The organism is Pseudomonas sp. BCA17 (genome assembly GCF_004519405.1).
Lineage (GTDB): Bacteria > Pseudomonadota > Gammaproteobacteria > Pseudomonadales > Pseudomonadaceae > Aquipseudomonas.
In genome coordinates this window covers 120,675-142,883 of record NZ_SGWI01000008.1, presented here as the reverse complement: position 1 = coordinate 142,883, position 22,209 = coordinate 120,675, and the positions used below count along the sequence as shown (strand labels likewise).

The window sequence follows — 22,209 nt, the reverse complement described above, 5'->3', positions numbered from 1 at the left end:
TTCACCTTATTCAAACCTGTGCGATCCACTTGCGATGCGTGTGAATCGACATCAAAACCCCAAACGCTGACAGCAATGTCACCAGCGAAGTTCCGCCGTAGCTAATGAATGGCAACGGCACCCCAACCACCGGCAGCAGGCCACTGACCATACCGATGTTGACAAAAACGTAAACAAAAAAAGTCATGGTCAGGCTGCCGGCCAGCAACTTGCCGAACAGCGTCTGCGCCTGGGCGGTAATCACCAGCCCGCGACCGATCAACAGCAAATAGATCAGCAACAGCGCGCAAATGCCCACCAGGCCGAACTCTTCGCCCATCACCGCAATAATGAAGTCGGTATGGCTTTCCGGCAAAAAGTCCAGGTGCGACTGGGTGCCCAGTAACCAACCCTTGCCAAATACTCCACCTGAGCCAATGGCCGCCTTGGACTGGATGATGTTCCAGCCAGTGCCCAACGGGTCGCTCTCCGGATCGAGGAACGTCAGGATCCGCTGCTTCTGGTAGTCGTGCATAAAGAAGAACCACATGGCCACGGCCACTGGGATGGCGGCGGCCAGTACGCTGAGAATCCAGCGCCAGCGCAGCCCACCCATGAACAGCACGAACGCACCGCCCGCGAGAATCAGCAGCGAGGTGCCAAGGTCAGGCTGGCGCACGATCAGGATAAACGGTACGCCGATCAGGATCAGACTGATGCCCACATGCTTGAGCTGTGGCGGCAAGGTGCGCTTGGACAGATACCAGGCGATGGTCGCCGGCATCAGGATCTTCATGAATTCCGACGGCTGGAAGCGAATCACCCCCGGAACGTTGATCCAGCGGGTCGCCCCCATGGCGTTGTGCCCCATCACATCCACCACCACCAGCAGCAACACACCGGCCACGTAGCCCAGCGGCACCCAACGCGCCATGAAGCGAGGCTCCAATTGGGCAATCACCACCATCGACAACAGGCCCAGGCCGAATGAGGACGCTTGTTTGATCAGCAAATCCCAGTTCTTGCCGCTGGCCGAATACAGCACAAACAGGCTGCCGGCGGCCAGGGTCAGCAGCAGGATCAGCAAAGGCCCATCGATGTGCATGCGCTGCAGCAACGTCGCACGGCGACGCATCACATCTTCACTGGAGAGGATGCGGTCAAAATTACTCTTCACGGGCCGTAACCTCGGGACTTGAAGGGGGGCCACCATATTCGGGCTTGAGCCTGCCATCGTCGGCCAACAGCCAGGCGTCCATCACTTGGCGCACCACGGGCGCGGCAACGCCGGAGCCGGACTCACCGTTTTCGACCATCACGGCCACCACGATTTTCGGGTCGTCCGCCGGGGCGAAACCGACAAACAACGCGTGGTCACGGTGGCGTTCCTGGACCTTGGTGCGGTCGTATTTCTCGCCCTGCTTGATTGCCACCACCTGGGCCGTACCGCTTTTGCCGGCGATGCGGTATTGCGAGCCTACTGCCGCCTTGCGCGCGGTACCGCGGGCGCCGTGCATCACCTGCTGCATGCCGTGGTTGACCTTGGTCCAGTCGGACGGGTCGCGCAGCACGATATCGGGGATCGGGTTTTCATCCACTGGCTTTTCGCCTTCGATGGTCCTGGCCAGGTGCGGGCGGTTCCAGATGCCTTTGTTGGCCACCAGCGCCGTAGCCTGGGCCAGTTGCAATGGCGTAGCCTGCATATAACCCTGGCCGATGCCGAGGATCAGGGTTTCGCCCGGGAACCAGGCCTGGCGACGGGTCGCCCGCTTCCATTCCCGCGACGGCATCAGGCCGGGAGACTCTTCGAACATGTCCAGGGAGACTTTCTGGCCAAGGCCGAACTTGCTCATGTAGGCGGACAAGCGATCGATCCCCAGCTTGTGGGCTAGGTCGTAAAAATAAGTGTCGTTGGAACGCATGATCGCAGTGTCCAAATCGACATAGCCGTCCCCGGTGCGGTTCCAGTTACGGTATTTGTGATCGTAGTTGGGCAGCATGTAGTAGCCGGGGTCGTACACACGGCTAGACGCCGTCACCACACCGGCGTCCAGGCCGGCAATCGCCACTGCCGGTTTGATCGTCGAACCCGGCGGATACAGGCCGCGGAGCACGCGGTTGAACAGCGGCCGATCGATGGAGTCCCGCAGCTCGGCGTAGGCTTTGAAGCTGATCCCGGTGACAAACAGGTTGGGGTCGAAGCTTGGCTGACTGACCATCGCCAGCACTTCGCCAGTCTTCGGGTCCAGCGCGACCACGGCGCCACGACGGCCACCCAGCGCCATCTCTGCCGCTTCCTGCAGCTTGATATCCAGGCTCAACACAATGTCTTTGCCCGGCACCGGATCGGTACGCTTGAGCACGCGCAGCACGCGGCCTCGGGCGTTGGTCTCGACTTCCTCGTAACCCACCTGGCCGTGCAACTCAGGCTCGTAGAAACGCTCGATGCCGGTTTTGCCGATATGGTGAGTGCCGCTGTAATTGACCGGGTCGAGGGTTTTCAGCTCTTTCTCGTTGATCCGTCCCATATAGCCGACGGAGTGGGCAAAGTGCGGCCCTTGCGGGTAATGCCGCACCAACTGCGCCACCACTTCCACACCGGGCAGGCGGAACTGGTTCACCGCGATCCGTGCGATCTGCTCTTCGGTCAGCTCAAACAGGATCGGCACCGGCTCGAATGGTCGGCGCCCCTGCTTCATGCGTTTCTCGAAAATCACCCGGTCTTCCGGCGTCAGTTGCAGCACCTCGACGATCACATCGAGGATCTGCTGCCAGTCGCCGGAACGTTCGCGGGTCATGCTCAGGCTGAAGCTGGGCCGGTTATCTGCCACCACCACGCCATTACGGTCGAAAATCAGGCCGCGGGTCGGTGGGATCGGCTGCACATGCACCCGATTGTTCTCCGACAACGTGGAGTGATAGTCGTACTGGATCACCTGCAGGAAATACAGACGCGCGATCAGCACACCCAGCAGGGTCACCACCAGAATCGCACCAAACACCACTCGCGCGCGTACCAGACGTGCGTCTTTCTCGTGGTCCTTGATGCGGATCGGCTGAGTCATCGGGAGGGGCGCAGATTATTTGTGGTAAGGGTGCCCGGACAGAACTGTCCAGGCGCGATACAGCTGTTCACCGATCAGAATCCTTACCAACGGGTGCGGCAACGTCAACGCCGACAGCGACCAGCGCTGATCGGCCCGCGCACAGACTTCCGGAGCCAGCCCTTCGGGGCCGCCGACCATGAAGTTGACGGTGCGCGAGTCCAGGCGCCAGCGATCCAGCTCCACCGCCAACTGCTCGGTGCTCCAGGGTTTGCCGTGCACTTCGAGGGTGACGATGCGCTCGTTGGGGCCGACCTTGGCCAACATGGCTTCGCCTTCCTGACGGATAAAGCGAGCCACGTCGGCATTTTTGCCCCGTGTGTTGAGCGGTATTTCCACCAGTTCCAGCGACAGCTCAGCAGGCAGACGCTTGGCATACTCGTGCCAGCCTTCTTCCACCCACTTGGGCATGCGTGAACCGACAGCGATCAGACGCAGGCGCACAGCCGTTCCTTATTCCTGGTCTTTGTTGAGCTTGTCGAAGTGTGCGTGGCCCACTTCCGGGCTGTGGTGCTTGCCATCGACGGCGCGGCTTTGCTCGGCACCTTTCCACAGCCGCTCCAGGTCGTAGAACTGGCGGGCGTTGCTGGTCATCATGTGCACGATCACGGTGTCCAGGTCAGCCAGCACCCAGTCACTGTCGCCCTTGCCTTCTTCACCCAGCGGCTTCACGCCCTGGGCTTTGACGGCCTCGCGTACCTTGTCCAGCATCGCGCCGATCTGGCGGTTGGAAGTACCGGTGGCGATGATCATGAAGTCGGTGATGCTTTGTTTGTCGCGTACGTCGAGCACCTGGATATCCTGGGCTTTCACGTCTTCCAGGGCGGCCACGGCCAGCGCTACCAGCGCTTCGCCTTCAGGAACCGGGCCTACCTGAGCCTCTTCCGGCAGCGGGGCGCTCTTGAAGGTGCCTTTGCGCTTAACTTTGCTTACGTCTTTGTTCGTCATATAAAACTCGTTTTGCTCGTATGTTCGGGCGCTTGCTGCACGACTGTTCGTACGTTCAAGCGCGCCTTTTCAGTTCGACGCACGGTAAAGCCCGTGCGCATCGATGTAGGCCAGGACCGCGTCAGGCACCAGGAAACGTACCGACTTCCCGCTGGCCAGCAGTTGACGGATCTGGGTGGCGGACACCGCAAGCGGGGTCTGCCAGACGAATGCAATATTCCCGTTCGGCCCGGTCAGGGCCGAGGGGTCACTTACCGACCGCGCGGCCAGCAGGTTGCGCAAGGCATCCGGCGGTTCGCTGTCGGCATCCGGGCGTTGCAAAACCAGGATGTGGCAATGCTGGAGGAGTTCCTCCCAGCGATGCCAAGAGGGCAGGCCGCAAAATGCGTCCCAGCCCAAAAGCAGAAACAACTGGTCATCTGCGGCCAACTCGGCGCGCATCAACTCCAGGGTGTCCACAGTGTAGGACGGTTTATCGCGCTTGAGCTCGCGGTCGTCCATCACCAGCGGCGCAATGCCATCCACCGCCAGGCGCACCATTTCCAGGCGCTGCTGCGGTGACACCTGCGGCGTATCGCGATGAGGCGGCCGTGCGTTGGGCATCATGCGCAGCTCATCCAGCGCGAGGGCATCCGCCACTTCCAGGGCACTGCGCAAATGGCCGATGTGCACGGGGTCGAAGGTGCCGCCGAGCAGCCCGATGCGTTTAGCCATCAAGTGCGCACATGACCGTCGCCAAACACCACGTACTTCTCACTGGTCAAGCCTTCCAGCCCGACCGGGCCGCGTGCATGGAGCTTGTCGGTGGAAATACCGATCTCCGCCCCCAGGCCATACTCGAAACCGTCGGCAAAACGCGTCGAGGCGTTGATCATCACCGAGGCGGAATCCACTTCGTTGAGGAAACGCCGGGCATCGCTGAAATGCTCGGAAACAATGGCGTCGGTGTGCTTGGAGCCGTAGGTGTTGATGTGTTCGATGGCCTCGTCCAGGTCGTCGACCAGCTTGATCGACAGGATCGGCGCAGTGTATTCGGTGTACCAGTCCAGCTCGGTGGCTTCGATCACGTCCGCGCCCAGCAGGGCACGGGTGCGTTCACAACCGCGCAGCTCCACGCCCTTGTCGCGGTAGATGGCCGCCAGCGGTGGCAATACACGCTCGGCAATGCCTGCGTGTACGAGCAGGGTTTCCATGGTGTTGCACGGCGCGTAGCGGTGAGTCTTGGCGTTGTCGGCGATGCGGATGGCCTTGTCGATATCGGCAGCGATGTCGATATAAACGTGGCACACGCCGTCCAGGTGCTTGATCACTGGCACCTTGGCATCACGGCTGACACGCTCGATCAGGCTCTTGCCACCGCGCGGCACGATCACGTCGACGAATTCCGGCATGGTGATGAGCGCGCCAACGGCAGCGCGGTCGGTGGTTTCCACCACTTGCACCACTTCGGCCGGCAACTCGGCCACTGCCAGGCCCTGCTGAATGCAGGCGGCGATGGCGCGGTTGGAATTGATTGCCTCGGAACCGCCACGCAGGATGGTGGCATTGCCGGACTTGAGGCACAGGCTCGCGGCGTCGATGGTCACGTTCGGGCGCGACTCATAAATGATGCCGATCACGCCCAATGGCACGCGCATCTTGCCCACCTGGATGCCGGACGGCAGGTAACGCATATCGCGGATTTCACCGATGGGGTCAGGCAGCTTGGCCACCTGACGCAGGCCTTCGATCATGTCGTCGATACGCGCCGGCGTCAGCGCCAGGCGGTCCAGCAGGGCTGGCTCCAGGCCATTGGCGCGGCCGTTGGCCAGGTCCAGCTCGTTGGCGGCGGCAAGCTCGGAGCGCGAGGCATCCAGAGCATCGGCGGCGGCCAACAGGGCGCGATTCTTCTGCGCGGTGCTCGCACGGGCGATCAATCGCGAGGCCTGACGGGCAGCGCGACCCAGGCGGGTCATGTAGTCAAGAACGGACTCAGTCATGGTCAGGGAGTCTTGGCAGGGAGGAAAGCGGCAGATTATAGCTGTGACGCCGCCCGACTGACAGCGGTGAGGGGCGGATGGTCGAAATGAACTGTAAAAATCTGGGGTTCAGCGGTAATTAAGGCAGGAGTTGTTATGATTCCGTCACATTTAGCCGTATCAACCTCTTACTGCCATGTCTATTTTTTTACCTGAACGCCCCTCAAGCGCCCTGCCCGATGGCTTCTTCGACCGCGACGCGCAACTGCTTGCACGAGATTTACTCGGAAAAGTCATACGTCATCGCGTCGGCGATCTCTGGCTTTCAGCGCGAATTATTGAAACCGAAGCCTATTACGTGGCCGAAAAGGGCAGCCACGCGTCACTCGGCTACACAGAAAAGCGTAAGGCTTTGTTTCTGGATGGTGGCCATATCTATATGTACTACGCCCGTGGTGGCGACTCGCTCAACTTCAGCGCCAAGGGCCCGGGCAATGCCGTACTGATCAAGTCCGCCTATCCGTGGGTAGACGACGTGTCCGGCCCGGCGAGTCTGGCGCAGATGCTCATGAACAATCCGGACGCCAACGGCAACCCGCGCCCATCGCAGAAGCTGTGCGCCGGCCAGACCCTGCTGTGCAAAGCATTGGGCCTGAAAGTGCCGATGTGGGATGCCAAACGTTTCGACCACGCGTCGCTCTATGTGGAAGACGTAGGCCAGACGCCGACGCGCATCATCCAGACCACCCGCCTGGGCATCCCCAGCGGACGCGATGAACACCTGATGTACCGCTTTGTCGATGCCGACTACGCGCCTTATTGCACGCGGAACCCCTTGCGCCGAGGCCAGGTCGAAGGCCGCGATTATTTTTTGTTGTGAGCACGGTCGCCGCAACACAGGGAAACCCACAGTTTGAATTTTAGTGGTGCTGATTACGCATTCGCATGAGAGAGGGTGAGGATTTATGAGCCAATGGCTCGATAGCATTACCGGCTGGCTGACCCTGAACCCCGAATGGCTGGCAGTGGCGGTATTTATCGTCGCCTGCGTGGAATGCCTGGCCATCGCCGGGCTGATCGTACCGGGCACCGTGTTGCTGTTTGCGATTGCCGCGCTGGCCGGCAGCGGCGCACTCTCCTTGAGTGAAACCCTCCTGCTGGGCTTCCTCGGCGGCTTATTGGGTGACGGGGTTTCCTACTATCTGGGGCGACACTTCCATCAGAATATTCGGCGCCTGCCCGGCCTGCGTCACCATCCGGAATGGATGAACGGTGCAGAAACCTACTTTCATAAGTACGGCATTGCCAGCCTGCTGGTAGGACGTTTCATTGGTCCGTTGCGCCCCATGCTGCCCATGGTGGCCGGCATGTGCGACATGCCCTTCCCACGGTTCGCCGCCGTGAGCATTGTGGCGGCGGCGGGCTGGTCGGTGGCTTACCTGTTGCCTGGCTGGGCGACCGGCGCAGCGTTCCGCCTGCCGCTGCCTGAAGGTTTCTGGCCGCAGGCCGGGGTTGTCGCAGCCTGCCTCGCGGTATTGCTGGGGGTGAGCTTGAATTGCAGCCTGCGCGGCCATCGCCGTGCCACCCTCTGGATAGGCTGCGCCAGCCTGACGCTGTTGGTCGCACTGTTTATCGGCTACCCGCACCTCGCCGCATTCGATCAGGGCTTGAGTGCACTGGTGCAGGAGCACCGCAGCCCGTGGCTGGACGAGGCCATGGTGATGGTCACCCAACTGGGTGAGTTCAAGAAGATGTTCTTTGCCAGCGCGGTGTTCACCGCCTTGCTGCTACTGGCGCGGCAATGGCGCCATGCCATATTTGTCGGCGTTACATTGGCGGGGGCAGCGGTGATCAACACCGGCACCAAGTTGTTTTTCGCCCGTGGCCGCCCGGAAATCCTGACCGACCCGCTGACCAGTTTCAGCATGCCCAGCGGGCACGCCTCAGGTTCATTTGCGTTCTTCCTGGCCCTCGCCGTGCTGGCCGGTCGCGGTCAGCCCACACGCCTGCGCATGACCTGGCTGCTGCTGGGCTGCATTCCCGCCGCGTTCATTGCCCTGTCACGGGTTTACCTGGGCGCTCATTGGCCAACGGACATTCTGGCCGGCACGCTGCTGGCGATGAGCGTTTGTGCCTTCAGCCTGACCGCCAGCCAATACCGCAGCCCACTGCCACCCATGCCGCAAAAAACCTGGTGGTTGCTGTTGCCGGCCATCGTGGCGGTACTGAGTTTCATCGCGTTCACCGGCACCTCTAACGCCCTGCTGCGTTACGCCTACTGAGCGAAAAGTTCGCCCTGCAACTCGTCGAGCAACATCTGGATGGCATCCAGGCGTTGTTGCGGATCGTCGAGTTGCAGCAGGTCGACCTTATCCGCCTCGGTGAACGGCAGCAGGTAGGCCAGTTGATTGCCCAGGGCCTGCTGGCCGTCGGCGTGGGTGCCCATGTCCAGCGAAGCGACCATCGGGTGTTCGGCCAAGGCATACAACAGCGCCAGCAGGTCTGCGTCCTCTTCTTCCAGCGCCTGGTCCGGCAGTTCTTCCAACCATTGCACGTCGGCCACCAGCAACTGGTCCTTCTGCACACCGGCATCCCGCACGCGAAAACGCCGCCCGCCTTCGACACGAATGCCCAGCAGGCCGTTGTCCTGCTGCTTGAAGTCACGGATCAACGCTTCACAGCCGATCAACGCGTAACCGTCGGGAGCCAGGCCCACCTCCTTACCGTCGAGGATGCACACCACACCGAAGCTTTCGCCCTTTTTCATGCAGCGGCTGATCATGTCCAGGTAGCGCGCCTCGAACAGCTGCAGATCGAGGGTACAGCCAGGGAACAGCACGGTATTGAGCGGGAACAGCGCCAGACTCATAAAGGTTTCCTTAACCCTGGTTTAAACAATTACCGACACGGCCAACGGCAGGAACACTGCCGTGGCCACGCCCATCAGACTCATGGCCAGCGCTGCAAAGGCGCCGCACTCTTCGCTTTCCTGCAAGGCCACCGAAGTGCCCACCGCGTGGGCGGTCATGCCCAGCGCCATGCCGCGCGCTTCAGGGCTGTGTACGCCCAGGGCCGAAAGATACGTCGGGCCGATCATCGCGCCGACCACCCCGGTGATCAGCACAAACACCGCCGCCAATGCGGCCACGCCGCCGATCTGCTCGGCCACCAGCATGGCGATCGGCGAAGTCACCGACTTGGGAGCCATGGTCATCAGCATCATGTGCTCGGCACCAAACCACCAGCCCAGCCATACACACAAGCCGGTGGCCAATACCCCACCTATCACCAGCGTAGTAAAAATCGGCCAGAACAATTGGCGAATCCGTCGCAAGTTCAGATAAAGCGGCACGGCCAGAGCAACGGTCGCGGGGCCGAGCAGGATGCCCATGATCTCGGTGCTCTTGCGGTACTCGGTGTAGCTCAGGCCGCAGGTGAGCAGCACAGCGACCACCAGCAGCATGGAGACGAGCACAGGTTGCAGGAAGATCCAGCGGGTTTTCTCGAAACCCGCCAACACCAGTTGATAGGCGCCCAGGGTGATACCGATACCGAACAGCGGATGATGAATCACCGCCGTCCACGCGCCCAGCCAGTCGAGGGTCATTGGTCCTTCTCCTTGCGCTTGACCAACTGCTGCATCAGCACGCCGACAAACCCCATGGCAATCACCAACGACACCACCAGCGCACCGACGATGGCCCAGAAGTCGGCGGCAATGTCCTTGGCATATACCATCACGCCCACCGCGGGCGGCACCAGCAGCAGCGGCAAGTAACGCAGCAGGCTGCCGGCCGCCAGGCTCAGGGGCTCGCCGACTTCACCGCGCCAGATCAGGAACCCCAGCATCAGCAACAAGCCAATGATCGGTCCCGGCAGCACCGGCAATAGCAAATGGTTGATCGCCGTACCGATCAATTGAAACAGCACCAGCCAGGTCAGGCCACGTAACAGCATCCGCTCTCTCCCCCCTCAAAGCCCGTACGCATTATAAGCATGCCCGCCGTATGCTCCGGCATTCGCCAAAGGCATGGTGGGTTGACCGGGCTGATTGCCCATGATGATCTACCATGGATCTCGCAGACCTATAAAACCGATGAACCAAGGAGAGTCGCAATGCCCTATGTACCTGTAGCGCAGCTCAAAGATTATGTCGGCAAGGAACTGGGACGCTCCGAATGGCTCACCATCGACCAGGCGCGTATCAACCTGTTCGCCGAAGCCACCGGCGATCATCAGTTCATCCACGTCGATCCGGTCAAGGCCGCCCAGACGCCGTTCGGCAGCACCATCGCCCACGGGTTCCTGTCGTTGTCGCTGATGCCCAAGCTGATGGAAGACATCCTGATCATGCCCGAGGGCCTGAAGATGGCGGTCAACTATGGCCTGGACAGCGTGCGCTTCATCCAGCCGGTGAAAGTGAACTCCAACGTGCGTCTGAACGTTACCCTCACCGACGTCCACGAGAAAAAACCTGGCCAATGGCTATTTAAAGCCACCGCCACCCTGGAAATCGAAGGCCAGGAAAAGCCCGCTTACATTGCCGAGTCGTTGTCACTCTGCTTCGTGTAAGGCCGAGCCTGTGGTGAGGCGATAAACCTTGCCACAGTGTATGTAAATTTATGTATGAATCTCGCAGCTGCGGCATACTCGGCGCTCAATTATCCGGATCCCGCTATGCGCCCACTCGCTCCCCTTGCCCTTGCCCTGTTGCTCACCGCTTGCGGAGACGGCGAATCGCTGTTGCCGCCCGATGCGCGCCTGCCTGATGGCGGCCGCTATCGTGGCGATGTGGTCAACGGCCTGTTGCAAGGCCAGGGCCGTGTGGACTACCCCAACGGCAGCTGGTACGCCGGGCATTTCGACAAGGGCCAGTGGCACGGCCAGGGCGAATGGCACGGCAGCAACGGCGAGGTCTATAAAGGCGAGTTCAAGCAGGGCTTGTTCGACGGCCAGGGCAGCCTGACCACCCCGGGCAGCAGCTACGTCGGCGGTTTCAAAAACGGTCGGCGCAACGGCGAGGGCACCCTCAAAGAGGGGCAGATGACCTATCGCGGCGAGTTCCTGAACGACCAGTATTCCGGCCTCGGTCGCCTGGAACTCGCCGACGGCAGCCAGTACCAGGGCCAGTTCGCCCACGGCAAACCCAATGGCGAAGGCCAGCGCAACGACGACAGCGGCAACCAGTTCAGCGGCCACTTCGTCGATGGTCAGCTCGAGGGTAATGGCACCTTCAACAGCGCCGACGGCGATATCTACATCGGTCAGTTCAAGCAGAACCAGCTCAACGGCAAAGGCCGCTATGAAAACGCCGACGGCGACGTGTGGATCGGCCAGTTCAAGGAAGGCGCCCTCAGCGGCAAGGGCGAGCTGATCGGCGTCGACGGCAGTCACTACGTGGGCCAGTTCAGCGAATGGCGCTTTACCGGCGAGGGTCGCCTGAACCTCACCGATGGCAGCTTCTATATCGGCGGTTTCGATAGCGACAACTATCAAGGCAAAGGCACCCTCGTGCTCACCGACGGCACCGTAGAGGCCGGCACCTGGGTCAACGGCATGCGTGTACGCGATGCTGACGGCAAGCTGCTGCCCGACCCGTTGGAAATCGGCGTGCTGGCCCAAGGCCGCTTGCTCGATGCGGCGCTCGCGGCGGTGCCGCCCTCCACGCCCGCCGTCGAGCTCTATACATTGGCCATAGCCGGCGACGGCAAGCAAAGCGTGTTCCTGCGTGAAGCCGACTACGTCAGCAACATGCTCGCCAGCCGCTTCGGTGCACGGGGCCAGATTCGCCTGGTCAACCACCGCGACCATATCACCGACCGCCCGCTGGCCACTCGCGAGAGCCTGCGCCGCGCCGTGCAAACCCTGGCCGAGCGCACCGGACCGGAAGACCTGGTGTTTATTTACATGACCAGCCACGGCACCCACGAACACGAGTTCGTGCTGGACCAGCCGCGCATGGAACTGGCCGACCTGCCCGCCGACGAGTTGGCCGCCGTGCTCGAACCGCTGAAAAACCGTGACAAGATCGTCGTGATCTCCGCCTGCTACTCCGGTGGCTTCATCCCGGCACTCAAGGATGAACGCACCTTGATCATGACCGCTTCCCGCGCCGATCGCGTGTCCTTCGGCTGCTCCGAGGAAGCAGATTTCACCTACTTTGGCGATGCCCTTTTCGCACAGGCTTTCAACCAGACCGACGATTTACAGCAAGCGTTCAAGCTGGCACAACTGCACGTGTCCGAGCGCGAACAAGCCGACAACTTCGAAGCATCGGAACCACAGATATGGGCCCCCAAAGGCGTGGTCGCCCATTGGCAACTCTTACGTAAACAGCAGGCACGAAAGGCGCTCGAAAGCGTCTCAATGAATAGCAAGGAAGCCAAAGGCAACTAAGCTGTAACGTGTAACAAGGGGGAAACACCATGTACCTGACACCTCAACATATCCTGTTGGCCGGGGCTTCCGGACTGACCGGCGAGCACCTGCTCGACCGCTTGCTCAACGAACCCACGGTGACCCGCGTACTGGCGCCGAGCCGCAAACCCCTGGCTGAACACCCGCGCCTGGAGAACCCGGTGGGTGACCCCGCCGTGTTCCTGCCGCAACTGAGCGGCCAGGTGGATATCGCCTTCTGCTGCCTGGGCACCACCATCAAGCAAGCGGGCTCGGAAGCTGCCTTTCGCGCCGTTGACCTGGATATGGTGGTGGCCTTTGCCAAACGCGCACGGGAAATGGGTGCGCGCCATTTGATCGTGATCAGCGCCATTGGCGCCGACCCGAAATCCTCGATTTTCTATAACCGGGTCAAAGGAGAAATGGAGCAGGCATTGAAGGCGCAAGACTGGCCGCAATTGACCATCGTGCGGCCCTCGCTCTTGCTGGGGGAGCGCCTTGAACCGCGACTGGCCGAACAGTTGGCCGGGCCGTTGTCGCGATTGATCCCAGGCAAATATCACGGCATCGAGGTCTGTGAACTGGCCCGCGCCATGTGGCGCCTGGCGCTGGAAGAGCAGGATGGGGTGCGGGTGGTGGAGTCGGATGAGCTGCGCAAGCTCGGCAAGTAACTCAATCAAAAGCCCTGGCTAAGGTTCAAATGACGAAGGGCTTGCTCCTGTTGCCCTGAAGACCCAGCCTAGAGGCCACCTGTTGCGTTGAACCCGACGCCCAGCACCGTCAACACCGACAGCGGCAACAACAACGTATCCAGGACCGCGCTCGCCGGCAGATCCACGCCAGGATAAGTCGGCGCTTCGGCACCAAACCTGTCCTTGGCGCAGCAGCCGCCGTTCATTGCATACAGGTCCAACCGCGTGCCGGCATACACCACCGGCGCCCCCGGTTGCGCCGCATCCAGTGTACGTGCGGTAGCGCAGCCCGTCAGTTGCAGCGCCAGCAGCACCAGCAGCGCCTTATTCATCACTGCTCAAATGGTGTTCACCCCAACGAGGCAGCATGTCCTGGGGAATATTCAGCAGGTTGAGAATGCGCGCCACCACGAAATCCACCAGGTCATCGATGGTCTGCGGCTGATGATAGAAGCCCGGCGATGCTGGCAAGATGGTCACGCCCATGTTCGACAACTTCAGCATGTGCTCCAAGTGAATGCTCGAATACGGCGCTTCGCGCGGCACCAGGATCAACTGGCGACGCTCCTTCAGCGTCACATCAGCCGCCCGCTCGATCAGGTTGTTACACGCCCCCGTCGCAATCGCCGACAGCGTACCGGTGGAACATGGCACCACCACCATGGCTGCCGGCGCACCGGATCCAGAGGCTACCGGAGACATCCAGTCCTCTTTACCGTACACCTTGATCTGCCCGGCGGCCGCACCGGTATATTCGGTGAGGAACGCCTGCATTGTCTGCACCTTGGCCGGCAGCGCGACATCGGTCTCGGTCGCCATCACCAACTGCGCGGCCTTGGAGATCAGGAAATGCACCTCGCGGTCTTCACGCACCAGGCAATCGAGCAGGCGCAGCCCATAGGGCGCGCCGGAAGCGCCGGTCATCGCCAGGGTGACGCGCTCGGGGCCGCTCATTTCAGCGCCTCGGCCAATTTGCCGTGCAGGCCGCCAAAACCGCCGTTGCTCATCACCACGACATGGGTGCCAGGGGCGACCAACTGCTTGACGTGTTCGATGATGCCCTCGATCGAGTCGCACACCTTCGACGGCACGGTGCACAGCGCGGCGATGGCCGGCAGATCCCACCCAAGGTTGGCCGGCGCATACCAGACCACCTGATCGGCGTCGTTGACGCTTTCCGGCAAGCCATCACGGTGTGCACCGAGCTTCATGGAGTTGGAGCGCGGCTCGACAATGGCGATGATCGGCGCGTCGCCAACGCGTTTGCGCAGGCCATCCAAAGTGGTGGCAATCGCCGTCGGGTGGTGGGCAAAGTCGTCGTAGATAGTGACCCCGTTCACCTCGGCGACCTTTTCCATACGGCGCTTGACGCTCTTGAAAGCACTCAACGCGGCGATCCCCATGGAGGGCACCACACCCACGTGCCGTGCCGCCGCCAGGGTGACCAAGGCATTGGCAACGTTGTGCTGGCCGGTCATGCCCCAATCGACGATGCCTTGGGACTCACCTTCAAACAGTACTTCAAATCGGGAGCCATCTTCGCTCAGCAGTTTGACCTGCCACTGCCCGCCGGCGCCGGTGGTCTGCACCGGAGTCCAGCAGCCCATCTCGATCACGCGCTGCAAGGCGGGCTCCGTCGTGGGATGGATGACCAGGCCCTCACTCGGGATGGTGCGCACCAAGTGATGGAATTGCCGCTCGATTGCCGCCAGGTCGGGGAAGATATCCGCGTGATCGAACTCAAGGTTGTTCAATATGGCCGTGCGCGGGCGGTAATGGACGAACTTGGAACGCTTATCGAAAAACGCACTGTCGTATTCATCCGCCTCAATGACGAAAAATGGCGTGTCGCCAAGGCGTGCCGATACCGAAAAATTCTGCGGTACCCCACCGATCAGGAAGCCCGGGCTCATGCCCGCATGCTCCAGCACCCAGGCCAGCATGCTGCTGGTAGTGGTCTTGCCGTGAGTGCCGGCAACCGCCAGCACCCAGCGGCCCTGCAACACATGGTCCGCCAGCCACTGCGGGCCGGAGACATAAGGCAAGCCTTTATTGAGCACATACTCGACCGCCGGGTTGCCACGGGTCATGGCATTGCCGATCACCACCAGGTCGGGCACCGGGTCGAATTGCGACGGGTCATAGCCTTGGGTCAGCTCGATGCCCTGGGCCTCGAGTTGCGTGCTCATGGGTGGGTAGACGTTGGCATCGGAGCCGGTGACATGATGGCCCAGCTCTTTGGCCAGAACTGCCATCGAACCCATGAATGTGCCGCAGATACCAAGAATATGAATGTGCATAGTCGACCTCGTAAAACATCGCGGCAGGTTAGCGCAGGGAGGGGCAAATGGCTAATGCCAGTCAGTTAAGGGTGAACGCTGTATGTGTGGCGAGGGAGCTTGCTCCCGCTGGACCGCGAAGCGGCCCCGCTCTCTGTTTACAAAGCATGGGACTGCTGCGCAGTCCAACGGGAGCAAGCGCCCTCGCCACAGGTTACGTTTTAGCCTTTCTCCTTCTTAACTGACTGGCATTAGGCAAATGGCACGCTTTTAACGGCATACGGCGCTCGCCCCGGCGAGCCGCCGCCCCCTCCCCCTTTAAGTCCAATGCCTGCACAGTCCGCCGGCACTCCAAACTTGCGATTTATCGTCCTTTAATGCGTGCCGGAACGACGACCCAGCAAACCCCAGTTATTACACGACCTGCCCAGGCGCCTGAGGCGCCTCTGCCTGCAATACACTAATTATGCGAACAATCATTTTCTGGATCGCCTCGTTTCTTTTATCCAGTACATCAAGACGCGAGGTTATGGATGTTTCAGACGCAGGCAGTTGACGCTTATAAGGTTTGAAGATGAATTCGTTATTCTCAGCCAGCGCCACCAAGGATTTTTCGGCAGCGTCATATAACTTCTCCATATGTTCAAGACGCGCACCCGGCTCAGTTGGCCAGTTTTCCGACTTATCCAGTGCAAGCCCCTTACTTCCCTCGGCAAATGATTGGATCGTGTTAACCGTCAATAGCAGTTTCAATTCGGCGTTTTCCAGGCGCAACTCGAGACCGTCCACCACAGGCTTCGGCGCCCCACTTACCTGGCCGGCCAGCTCTTTTGACTGTTGACTGGGCGCTGGCTGGTGCGCAGGCGGCAAAAAGGGCGTGTTCGCAGAGAACGCGCCCTTGATTTGTTCACCGCTCCAAACCGAACCTGCGTAGGTGCCAATGCTCAGGGGCGTACTCACCAAGCCATTGACCGCTGCATTGACAAAAGCGTCTCGCGTTACTGTCTTCAAGTCTGGCCCGGTCTTGAAAACACCGGCCTTGACCAAGCGATCAGCCGTGATCATGTTTTGTACAACATCGCCCATCGTCTTTGGAGCGGGGTGTGAATGTGACGGAAGCTTTACGCCAGCGATGCCAGGATTCTTCATATCCAACACGATTTTCTTGAAGTTCTGATTGGCCAGTGTTCGATTCGGATCAGGCGCAACGCCGGGCAAGTTCACCCGGGGCGCAGGTATGTACTTACCTGCAATACCAGAAACAGGCATCTCAACTTTTGGCGGGCTGATTTTATGGATTGCAATTTTAATCGGGTTAAAAATAGCGGGAATTCTCATATCAATCACCTCATTGGGCCAATCATTCAGTGGCACTCAATAAGTGGATAGAAAACTTCTCCAGTTCCACACATCAACACACAGAAGCAACTGGATAATTACCCCTTCTCACGTTTCATACGCAACTCGACTCCATACTTACGCAACTTCCGATAGAGGGTATTACGACTGATCCCAAGCTGCTCCGCAGCAAGGGTCATCTGCCAGCGCTGCTGTTCCAGGACACTGACCAACGCCAGGCGCTCGGCATCCTCCAGCCTCGAACGGGACGGTACATCAGTAACGCTGGGGCGCTGTGACGCCACACGAATCATTGCGGGCAAATCATCCACGCCGATCATTTCGTTGTCACATAGCGCGACCAACGTGCGCAACACCGTACGCAGCTGCCGCACGTTACCCGGCCAGGTGTAAGCCAACAGCGCCTGGCGCGCGGCGTTGTCCAGTGACACCGGTTGTCCGCCTGCTTCCTGTGCCAGCAAAAACGCCAGCAACTGCTCTTTATCGCTGCGTTCACGCACAGGCGGCAAAGAAATTTCCAGGCCGTTCAGTCGATAGTACAAGTCCTCCCGAAAGCTGCCTTCCTGCACCCGCTCAATCAGGTTGCGGTGAGTGGCGCTGATAATCCTGACATTCACCGCCTGAGGCTCGCCGCCGAGGGGCACTACCATGCGATCTTCCAGCACCCTCAAGAGCCGCGACTGCAACGCGAGCGGCATGTCACCGATTTCATCGAGGAACAGCGTGCCACCGTCAGCCTGTTGCAACTTACCCTGCATGCCTTCCTTACGGGCGCCCGTAAAGCTGCCGGCGCGATAACCAAACAGCTCACTCTCAATCAGACTTTCCGGAATGGCGGCGCAGTTGAGGGCAATAAAAGCCTTATCGGCACGCTGACTGGCCTGGTGAACGCTCTTGGCGAACGCTTCCTTGCCGGACCCGGTCTCACCGCCGACCAGCAACGGCACGTCGCGCTCGAACACCCGCAGCGCTTTGCGAAAATCGCTTTGCAGCCCTGGATCACCCAGGCAGATACCGGGCTGGCGAGACGGCTCGACTTTGACCACAGGGGCGGGCATAGCAGCAGGTACGCTGCGCGACTGCCCGCGCAACACGGCGAACAGATGCCGGCCATCACGGGTACGCAACGGCCAGCTGGCCGTGGCGTTGGCGCTGGCCCGACCGAGCAGCAAATCAAGGGAGCAGTCGAAATAAGCCTCTACCGGTTGCCCCAGCAAGCCGCCGCGCCCCTGCCCCAGCAGGTTCAGGGCACTCTGGTTGACTGCACAAATACGCCCTTCCCCATCGAACGCCAGCAGCCCTTCGCTGAACAGCCCCACCGACTCGGCTTGCAGGTGAAAGCGCAACAGCCAGTGATGTTCAAAATGCCGCAGGAAATAGCAACTCTCGATCATCTTCGCCGACAGGTTCACCAGCGCCATGGTGTGGAACTGGCTCTGGCGCGACACCGCCTGCCGTGCAGATGACACATCCAGCACCGCAAGCAATTCGCCATGCGGGTCGAACACCGGGCTCGCAGAGCAGGTCAGCCCGGTGTGACGGCCGCGAAAATGTTCGTCGCGGTGAATGGTCAGGGACTGGCGCTCCACCAGGCAGGTACCGATGCCATTGGTGCCTTCACAGGCTTCACTCCAATCGGCGCCAAGCCACAGCCCGGCACGCTCGAAAATCTTGCGCTCGGACGGCGCGGTCACACAGTTGAGGATCACCCCGCGCGCGTCGGTGAGCAGCACGGCATGGCCGGCGCCCGACAGTTGCTGGTGCAGGCTGTTCATCTCGCTGCCCGCAATGTGCAGCACTTGCTGCAGGCGTTCGCGGCTTTCCAGCAGACGGCCGTGTTCAAGCACGGTGGGGGCGATGGTCTGAGCGGGGTCGAGGTGATAGTCCTCCAGGCAACGCAACCAGGAGCGGGCGATGGACGGGTCGCTGCCCGGGCCCTGGGAAAGGTCTCGCCCGCGGGTGACGGTCAAGACTTGCTGGGCATGGCGGCTGAAATGATCGTTGTGCATGTTCTTATTATTCTCCCTGCGTGAGAACAGCCAGCATCCCCCAGCCATACGACCATTGCAATCCCGGGCAGACTCACCGGTCACAAGCTGTATCGTTTATGGCACACGCTGTCACCCGGGCTGTGCCACAAGCGCCACAGTCACGCCCTGCGATAAATCCCAAGCCCTTGATTTACTTGGCAAGCGCAGCAGTGGCCCAACCTTTGCTCTACGCTTTATCAAGCGCTTTGCGCTGCACTCCAATAAACATAAAAGCCAGGAGATACCCACCATGCGTTATGCACACCCCGGTACTGAAGGCGCGATCGTTTCGTTCAAGGCCAAGTACGGCAACTACATTGGTGGCGAATTCGTTGCGCCAGTCGACGGCAACTATTTCACCAACACCTCGCCGGTCAACGGCAAGCCTATCGCCGAATTCCCCCGTTCCACTGCCAAAGATATCGACAAGGCGCTGGACGCCGCCCATGCCGCCGCTGACGCCTGGGGCAAGACCTCGGCCCAGGACCGCTCGCTGGTATTGCTGAAAATCGCCGACCGCATCGAGCAGAATCTCGAACTGCTGGCCATCACCGAAACCTGGGACAACGGCAAGGCCGTGCGTGAAACCCTCAACGCCGACATCCCGCTCGCCGCCGACCACTTCCGCTACTTCGCCGGCTGCATCCGCGCCCAGGAAGGCACCAGCGCCGAAATCAACGAACTCACCGCCGCCTATCACTTCCACGAACCGCTGGGCGTGGTCGGCCAGATCATCCCGTGGAACTTCCCACTGCTGATGGCCGCGTGGAAACTCGCACCGGCCCTGGCGGCCGGGAACTGCGTGGTCCTCAAGCCCGCCGAGCAAACCCCGCTGGGCATCAACGTGCTGATGGAACTGATTGGCGACCTGCTGCCACCGGGCGTGCTCAACGTGGTACACGGCTTCGGCAAAGAAGCCGGCGAAGCCCTGGCCACCAGCAAGCGCATCGCCAAGATCGCATTCACCGGTTCCACGCCGGTGGGCTCGCACATCATGCATGCAGCGGCGGAGAACATCATTCCGTCGACCGTTGAGCTGGGCGGCAAGTCGCCGAACATCTTCTTTGCCGACATCATGAAAGCCGAGCCTTCATTTATCGAAAAAGCCGCCGAGGGCCTGGTGCTGGCGTTCTTCAACCAGGGCGAAGTGTGCACCTGCCCGTCCCGCGCCTTGGTCGAAGAGTCGATCTACGACGACTTCATGAAGGTAGTCATGAAGAAAGTCGAGCAGATCAAACGTGGCGACCCCCTGGACACCGACACCATGGTGGGCGCCCAGGCCTCGGAGCAACAGTTCGACAAGATCCTGTCCTACCTGGATATCGCCAAGGGCGAAGGTGCGCAACTGCTGACCGGCGGTAAAGTCGAGCAACTTAGCGGTGACATGGCCGGCGGCTATTACATCCAGCCGACCCTGCTTAAAGGCACCAACCAAATGCGCGTGTTCCAGGAAGAAATCTTCGGCCCGGTGGTGAGCATCACCACCTTCAAGGACGAAGCCGAAGCCCTGGCGATTGCCAACGACACCGAATTCGGCCTGGGCGCCGGTGTGTGGACCCGCGATATCAACCGCGCCTACCGCATGGGCCGGGCGATCAAGGCAGGTCGCGTATGGACCAACTGCTACCACCTGTACCCGGCGCATGCCGCATTTGGTGGCTACAAGAAATCCGGCGTGGGCCGTGAGACCCACAAGATGATGTTGGATCACTACCAGCAAACTAAAAACCTGCTGGTTAGTTACGACATCAATCCGCTCGGCTTCTTCTAACTGACAACCCGCTCCCTCATTTGAAATGCACTTGAAAATGTGGGAGCGGGCTTGCTCGCGAAAGCGGCCTGACAGTCGCTTATTTGTTGACTGACCCACCGCTTTCGCGAACAACTCCGCCCTCACATGTTGATCTTCATAAGTACTTGCCAATTGCATCCGGCCCAAAGAGGCCGAATTAAAACAATAACAACGAAAGGTACTTCCCTATGCCTAGCGAACCCACAAGTTCTTCTGTCGACTTCGAAAAAGTCGACTCCCAATATTTCCAACAACGCGAACTGAAAAAAGGCGCCGCCGGTTGGGTGCTGCTGGTCGGCCTCGGCGTTGCCTATGTCATCTCCGGCGACTACGCCGGGTGGAACTTCGGCTTGGCCCAAGGTGGCTGGGGCGGCATGTTCCTCGCGACATTGCTGATGGCCACCATGTACCTGTGCATGTGTTTTTCCCTGGCCGAACTGTCATCGATGATCCCCACCGCCGGCGGCGGCTATGGTTTTGCCCGCAGCGCCTTCGGCCCCTGGGGCGGCTTCCTCACGGGTACTGCCATCCTCATTGAATACGCCATCGCTCCCGCCGCTATCGCGGTTTTTATCGGCGCTTATTGCGAGTCGCTGTTTGGTATTGGCGGCTGGATGATTTACCTGGCGTTCTACATCATCTTTATCGGCATCCACATCTTCGGCGTGGGCGAAGCCCTGAAGCTGATGTTTGTGATCACCGCCATCGCGGCCATTGCCCTGGGAGTCTTCCTGGTATCGATGGTGCCGCACTTCAACGTGGCCAACCTGCTCGATATCCCGGTGACACAGGCCAAGGGTGCGAGCACTTTCCTGCCGTTCGGCTACGTCGGTGTGTGGGCGGCGATTCCTTATGCGATCTGGTTTTTCCTCGCCGTAGAAGGCGTGCCCCTGGCCGCCGAAGAAACCAAGAACCCCAAACGCGACCTGCCCCGGGGCCTGATCGGCGCTATCGTAGTGCTCACCAGCTTTGCCTTGTTGATTCTGGTTATTGCGCCAGGCGGCGCCGGCACGTACGCGCTGATCAAATCGGGGAACCCGCTGGTTGAGGCGCTGGCGTTGTCCTACGGCGGTTCGACCTGGATGGGCGGCTTCGTCAATCTGGTTGGCCTGGCCGGGCTGATCGCCAGCTTTTTCTCGATTATCTATGCCTATTCGCGGCAAATTTTCGCCCTGTCCCGTGCGGGCTACCTGCCACGCAAACTGTCCCAGACCAACAAAAGCAAAGCGCCGGTGCTGGCTCTGGTGATCCCCGGCATCATTGGTTTCGGCCTGTCGCTGACCGGCCAGGGTGACTTGTTGATTCTGGTGGCGGTGTTCGGCGCGACCATTTCCTACGTGCTGATGATGGCCGCGCACATCACCTTGCGCATCCGTCGCCCCAAAATGGACCGTCCATACCGCACACCGGGTGGGATTTTCACCTCGGGTATCGCCCTGGTGCTGGCCTGCGTGGCCGTGGTGGCGGGCTTTCTGGTCGATCCCCGCGTGGTGATTGGCGCCGCGATCATCTATGGAGTATTAATTGCTTACTTTGCTTTCTACAGCCGGCATCACTTGGTAGCGGGCACGCCGGAAGAAGAATTCGCGGCGATCCAGGCCGCAGAAGCCGCCCTGCACTGAATGCCGTAAACCTCGGCGCGAGCGCCTTGCCCGCGCCGCCAAGGAGACAC

General features: G+C 60.5%; 21 protein-coding genes. 7 read left to right on the top strand and 14 right to left on the bottom strand.

Annotation, left to right across the window (positions count from 1 at the left end):
• Nucleotides 1–10: 10 nt before the first annotated feature.
• The 6 genes from rodA to EXW71_RS25155 all read right to left on the bottom strand — a co-directional run bounded on the left by rodA (nt 11) and on the right by EXW71_RS25155 (nt 6,010).
• Nucleotides 11–1,114 carry a rod shape-determining protein RodA gene (rodA, locus tag EXW71_RS25180; RefSeq protein WP_167659698.1) on the bottom strand — a complete coding sequence of 368 codons (1,104 nt, stop codon included), beginning with the start codon at nt 1,112–1,114 and terminating at the stop codon, nt 11–13.
• A 31-nt stretch (nt 1,115–1,145) separates the two neighbouring features.
• Nucleotides 1,146–3,044 (bottom strand): penicillin-binding protein 2, encoded by a 1,899-nt coding sequence (gene mrdA / locus EXW71_RS25175; RefSeq protein ID WP_134660535.1) that lies wholly within the window; start codon nt 3,042–3,044, stop codon nt 1,146–1,148.
• Nucleotides 3,045–3,059: 15 nt separating this feature from the next.
• Entirely contained in the window at nt 3,060–3,527 is a 468-nt protein-coding gene (gene rlmH, locus EXW71_RS25170; RefSeq protein ID WP_003176297.1) for a 23S rRNA (pseudouridine(1915)-N(3))-methyltransferase RlmH, read from the bottom strand.
• Nucleotides 3,528–3,536: 9 nt separating this feature from the next.
• Nucleotides 3,537–4,031: a ribosome silencing factor gene (gene rsfS, locus EXW71_RS25165; RefSeq protein ID WP_123717413.1), complete on the bottom strand. Its 495-nt coding sequence runs from the start codon at nt 4,029–4,031 to the stop codon at nt 3,537–3,539.
• 69 nt (nt 4,032–4,100) lie between these two features.
• Nucleotides 4,101–4,745, bottom strand: coding sequence for a nicotinate-nucleotide adenylyltransferase (gene nadD, locus EXW71_RS25160; RefSeq protein ID WP_123717412.1), 645 nt, complete (start codon nt 4,743–4,745; stop codon nt 4,101–4,103).
• Complete coding sequence (locus EXW71_RS25155; RefSeq protein ID WP_123717411.1) at nt 4,745–6,010, bottom strand: glutamate-5-semialdehyde dehydrogenase; 1,266 nt, start codon at nt 6,008–6,010, stop codon at nt 4,745–4,747. Before EXW71_RS25155 ends, nadD begins: the two co-directional genes overlap by 1 nt.
• A 175-nt stretch (nt 6,011–6,185) precedes the next feature.
• Here EXW71_RS25155 and EXW71_RS25150 point away from each other — a divergent pair, with 175 nt between their 5' ends.
• Nucleotides 6,186–6,869, top strand: coding sequence for a DNA-3-methyladenine glycosylase (locus tag EXW71_RS25150; protein WP_134660534.1), 684 nt, complete (start codon nt 6,186–6,188; stop codon nt 6,867–6,869).
• 85 nt (nt 6,870–6,954) lie between these two features.
• Nucleotides 6,955–8,271 (top strand): bifunctional DedA family/phosphatase PAP2 family protein, encoded by a 1,317-nt coding sequence (locus EXW71_RS25145; protein WP_123717409.1) that lies wholly within the window; start codon nt 6,955–6,957, stop codon nt 8,269–8,271.
• On the opposite strand, the gene EXW71_RS25140 is transcribed toward EXW71_RS25145, so the two are convergent.
• From EXW71_RS25140 to EXW71_RS25130, 3 genes are read right to left on the bottom strand one after another with little or no spacing between them, the layout of a single operon-like run.
• The gene (locus EXW71_RS25140) at nt 8,265–8,858 is read right to left on the bottom strand and encodes an LON peptidase substrate-binding domain-containing protein (protein WP_123717408.1); all 594 of its coding nucleotides are present in this window, start codon (nt 8,856–8,858) and stop codon (nt 8,265–8,267) included. The two genes, EXW71_RS25145 and EXW71_RS25140, sit on opposite strands and share 7 nt — an antisense overlap.
• Before the next feature lie 21 nt (nt 8,859–8,879).
• Nucleotides 8,880–9,596: an LrgB family protein gene (locus EXW71_RS25135; protein WP_134660533.1), complete on the bottom strand. Its 717-nt coding sequence runs from the start codon at nt 9,594–9,596 to the stop codon at nt 8,880–8,882.
• Nucleotides 9,593–9,946, bottom strand: a complete 354-nt coding sequence (locus tag EXW71_RS25130; RefSeq protein WP_090365632.1) for a CidA/LrgA family protein — start codon at nt 9,944–9,946, stop codon at nt 9,593–9,595. The genes EXW71_RS25135 and EXW71_RS25130 overlap by 4 nt, the downstream gene beginning before the upstream one ends.
• A gap of 159 nt (nt 9,947–10,105) precedes the next feature.
• Here EXW71_RS25130 and EXW71_RS25125 point away from each other — a divergent pair, with 159 nt between their 5' ends.
• From EXW71_RS25125 to EXW71_RS25115, 3 genes are all read left to right on the top strand, one after another.
• The gene (locus tag EXW71_RS25125) at nt 10,106–10,561 is read left to right on the top strand and encodes a MaoC family dehydratase (RefSeq protein ID WP_123717406.1); all 456 of its coding nucleotides are present in this window, start codon (nt 10,106–10,108) and stop codon (nt 10,559–10,561) included.
• Between the two features lie 105 nt (nt 10,562–10,666).
• Nucleotides 10,667–12,385, top strand: a complete 1,719-nt coding sequence (locus EXW71_RS25120; protein ID WP_134660532.1) for a C13 family peptidase — start codon at nt 10,667–10,669, stop codon at nt 12,383–12,385.
• 29 nt (nt 12,386–12,414) lie between these two features.
• Nucleotides 12,415–13,056: an oxidoreductase gene (locus EXW71_RS25115; protein ID WP_134660531.1), complete on the top strand. Its 642-nt coding sequence runs from the start codon at nt 12,415–12,417 to the stop codon at nt 13,054–13,056.
• Between the two features lie 68 nt (nt 13,057–13,124).
• Here EXW71_RS25115 and EXW71_RS25110 read toward each other — a convergent pair whose 3' ends face one another.
• From EXW71_RS25110 to EXW71_RS25090, 5 genes are all read right to left on the bottom strand, one after another.
• On the bottom strand, nt 13,125–13,409 hold the full coding sequence (locus tag EXW71_RS25110; protein WP_123717403.1) for a YceK/YidQ family lipoprotein: 285 nt from the start codon (nt 13,407–13,409) through the stop codon (nt 13,125–13,127).
• Nucleotides 13,402–14,031, bottom strand: coding sequence for a flavin prenyltransferase UbiX (gene ubiX / locus EXW71_RS25105; RefSeq protein ID WP_060754740.1), 630 nt, complete (start codon nt 14,029–14,031; stop codon nt 13,402–13,404). The genes EXW71_RS25110 and ubiX overlap by 8 nt, the downstream gene beginning before the upstream one ends.
• Nucleotides 14,028–15,377, bottom strand: a complete 1,350-nt coding sequence (gene mpl / locus EXW71_RS25100) for a UDP-N-acetylmuramate:L-alanyl-gamma-D-glutamyl-meso-diaminopimelate ligase (RefSeq protein ID WP_134660530.1) — start codon at nt 15,375–15,377, stop codon at nt 14,028–14,030. Before mpl ends, ubiX begins: the two co-directional genes overlap by 4 nt.
• A 393-nt stretch (nt 15,378–15,770) precedes the next feature.
• Complete coding sequence (locus EXW71_RS25095) at nt 15,771–16,694, bottom strand: hypothetical protein (RefSeq protein WP_256657140.1); 924 nt, start codon at nt 16,692–16,694, stop codon at nt 15,771–15,773.
• A 98-nt stretch (nt 16,695–16,792) separates the two neighbouring features.
• Nucleotides 16,793–18,724, bottom strand: coding sequence for a sigma-54-dependent Fis family transcriptional regulator (locus tag EXW71_RS25090; RefSeq protein WP_134660529.1), 1,932 nt, complete (start codon nt 18,722–18,724; stop codon nt 16,793–16,795).
• Nucleotides 18,725–18,995: 271 nt separating this feature from the next.
• Between EXW71_RS25090 and EXW71_RS25085 the strand changes: the two genes are divergently transcribed.
• Nucleotides 18,996–20,516 (top strand): aldehyde dehydrogenase family protein, encoded by a 1,521-nt coding sequence (locus EXW71_RS25085; protein WP_123717400.1) that lies wholly within the window; start codon nt 18,996–18,998, stop codon nt 20,514–20,516.
• A 209-nt stretch (nt 20,517–20,725) separates the two neighbouring features.
• A complete protein-coding gene (eat, locus tag EXW71_RS25080; RefSeq protein ID WP_123717399.1) occupies nt 20,726–22,159 on the top strand; it encodes an ethanolamine permease in 1,434 nt (477 codons plus the stop codon).
• Nucleotides 22,160–22,209 lie beyond the last annotated feature (50 nt).

Coding starts and splice junctions, on each gene's coding strand:
- EXW71_RS25090 (WP_134660529.1), bottom strand. CDS start 18,724: ATGCACAACGATCATTTCAGCCGCCATGCCCAGCAAGTCTTGACCGTC.
- mpl (WP_134660530.1), bottom strand. CDS start 15,377: ATGCACATTCATATTCTTGGTATCTGCGGCACATTCATGGGTTCGATG.
- EXW71_RS25150 (WP_134660534.1), top strand. CDS start 6,186: ATGTCTATTTTTTTACCTGAACGCCCCTCAAGCGCCCTGCCCGATGGC.
- mrdA (WP_134660535.1), bottom strand. CDS start 3,044: ATGACTCAGCCGATCCGCATCAAGGACCACGAGAAAGACGCACGTCTG.
- EXW71_RS25155 (WP_123717411.1), bottom strand. CDS start 6,010: ATGACTGAGTCCGTTCTTGACTACATGACCCGCCTGGGTCGCGCTGCC.
- ubiX (WP_060754740.1), bottom strand. CDS start 14,031: ATGAGCGGCCCCGAGCGCGTCACCCTGGCGATGACCGGCGCTTCCGGC.
- EXW71_RS25140 (WP_123717408.1), bottom strand. CDS start 8,858: ATGAGTCTGGCGCTGTTCCCGCTCAATACCGTGCTGTTCCCTGGCTGT.
- rodA (WP_167659698.1), bottom strand. CDS start 1,114: ATGCGTCGCCGTGCGACGTTGCTGCAGCGCATGCACATCGATGGGCCT.
- EXW71_RS25125 (WP_123717406.1), top strand. CDS start 10,106: ATGCCCTATGTACCTGTAGCGCAGCTCAAAGATTATGTCGGCAAGGAA.
- nadD (WP_123717412.1), bottom strand. CDS start 4,745: ATGGCTAAACGCATCGGGCTGCTCGGCGGCACCTTCGACCCCGTGCAC.
- EXW71_RS25115 (WP_134660531.1), top strand. CDS start 12,415: ATGTACCTGACACCTCAACATATCCTGTTGGCCGGGGCTTCCGGACTG.
- rsfS (WP_123717413.1), bottom strand. CDS start 4,031: ATGACGAACAAAGACGTAAGCAAAGTTAAGCGCAAAGGCACCTTCAAG.
- EXW71_RS25120 (WP_134660532.1), top strand. CDS start 10,667: ATGCGCCCACTCGCTCCCCTTGCCCTTGCCCTGTTGCTCACCGCTTGC.
- EXW71_RS25130 (WP_090365632.1), bottom strand. CDS start 9,946: ATGCTGTTACGTGGCCTGACCTGGCTGGTGCTGTTTCAATTGATCGGT.
- EXW71_RS25085 (WP_123717400.1), top strand. CDS start 18,996: ATGCGTTATGCACACCCCGGTACTGAAGGCGCGATCGTTTCGTTCAAG.
- eat (WP_123717399.1), top strand. CDS start 20,726: ATGCCTAGCGAACCCACAAGTTCTTCTGTCGACTTCGAAAAAGTCGAC.
- EXW71_RS25135 (WP_134660533.1), bottom strand. CDS start 9,596: ATGACCCTCGACTGGCTGGGCGCGTGGACGGCGGTGATTCATCATCCG.
- EXW71_RS25145 (WP_123717409.1), top strand. CDS start 6,955: ATGAGCCAATGGCTCGATAGCATTACCGGCTGGCTGACCCTGAACCCC.
- EXW71_RS25095 (WP_256657140.1), bottom strand. CDS start 16,694: ATGAGAATTCCCGCTATTTTTAACCCGATTAAAATTGCAATCCATAAA.
- EXW71_RS25110 (WP_123717403.1), bottom strand. CDS start 13,409: ATGAATAAGGCGCTGCTGGTGCTGCTGGCGCTGCAACTGACGGGCTGC.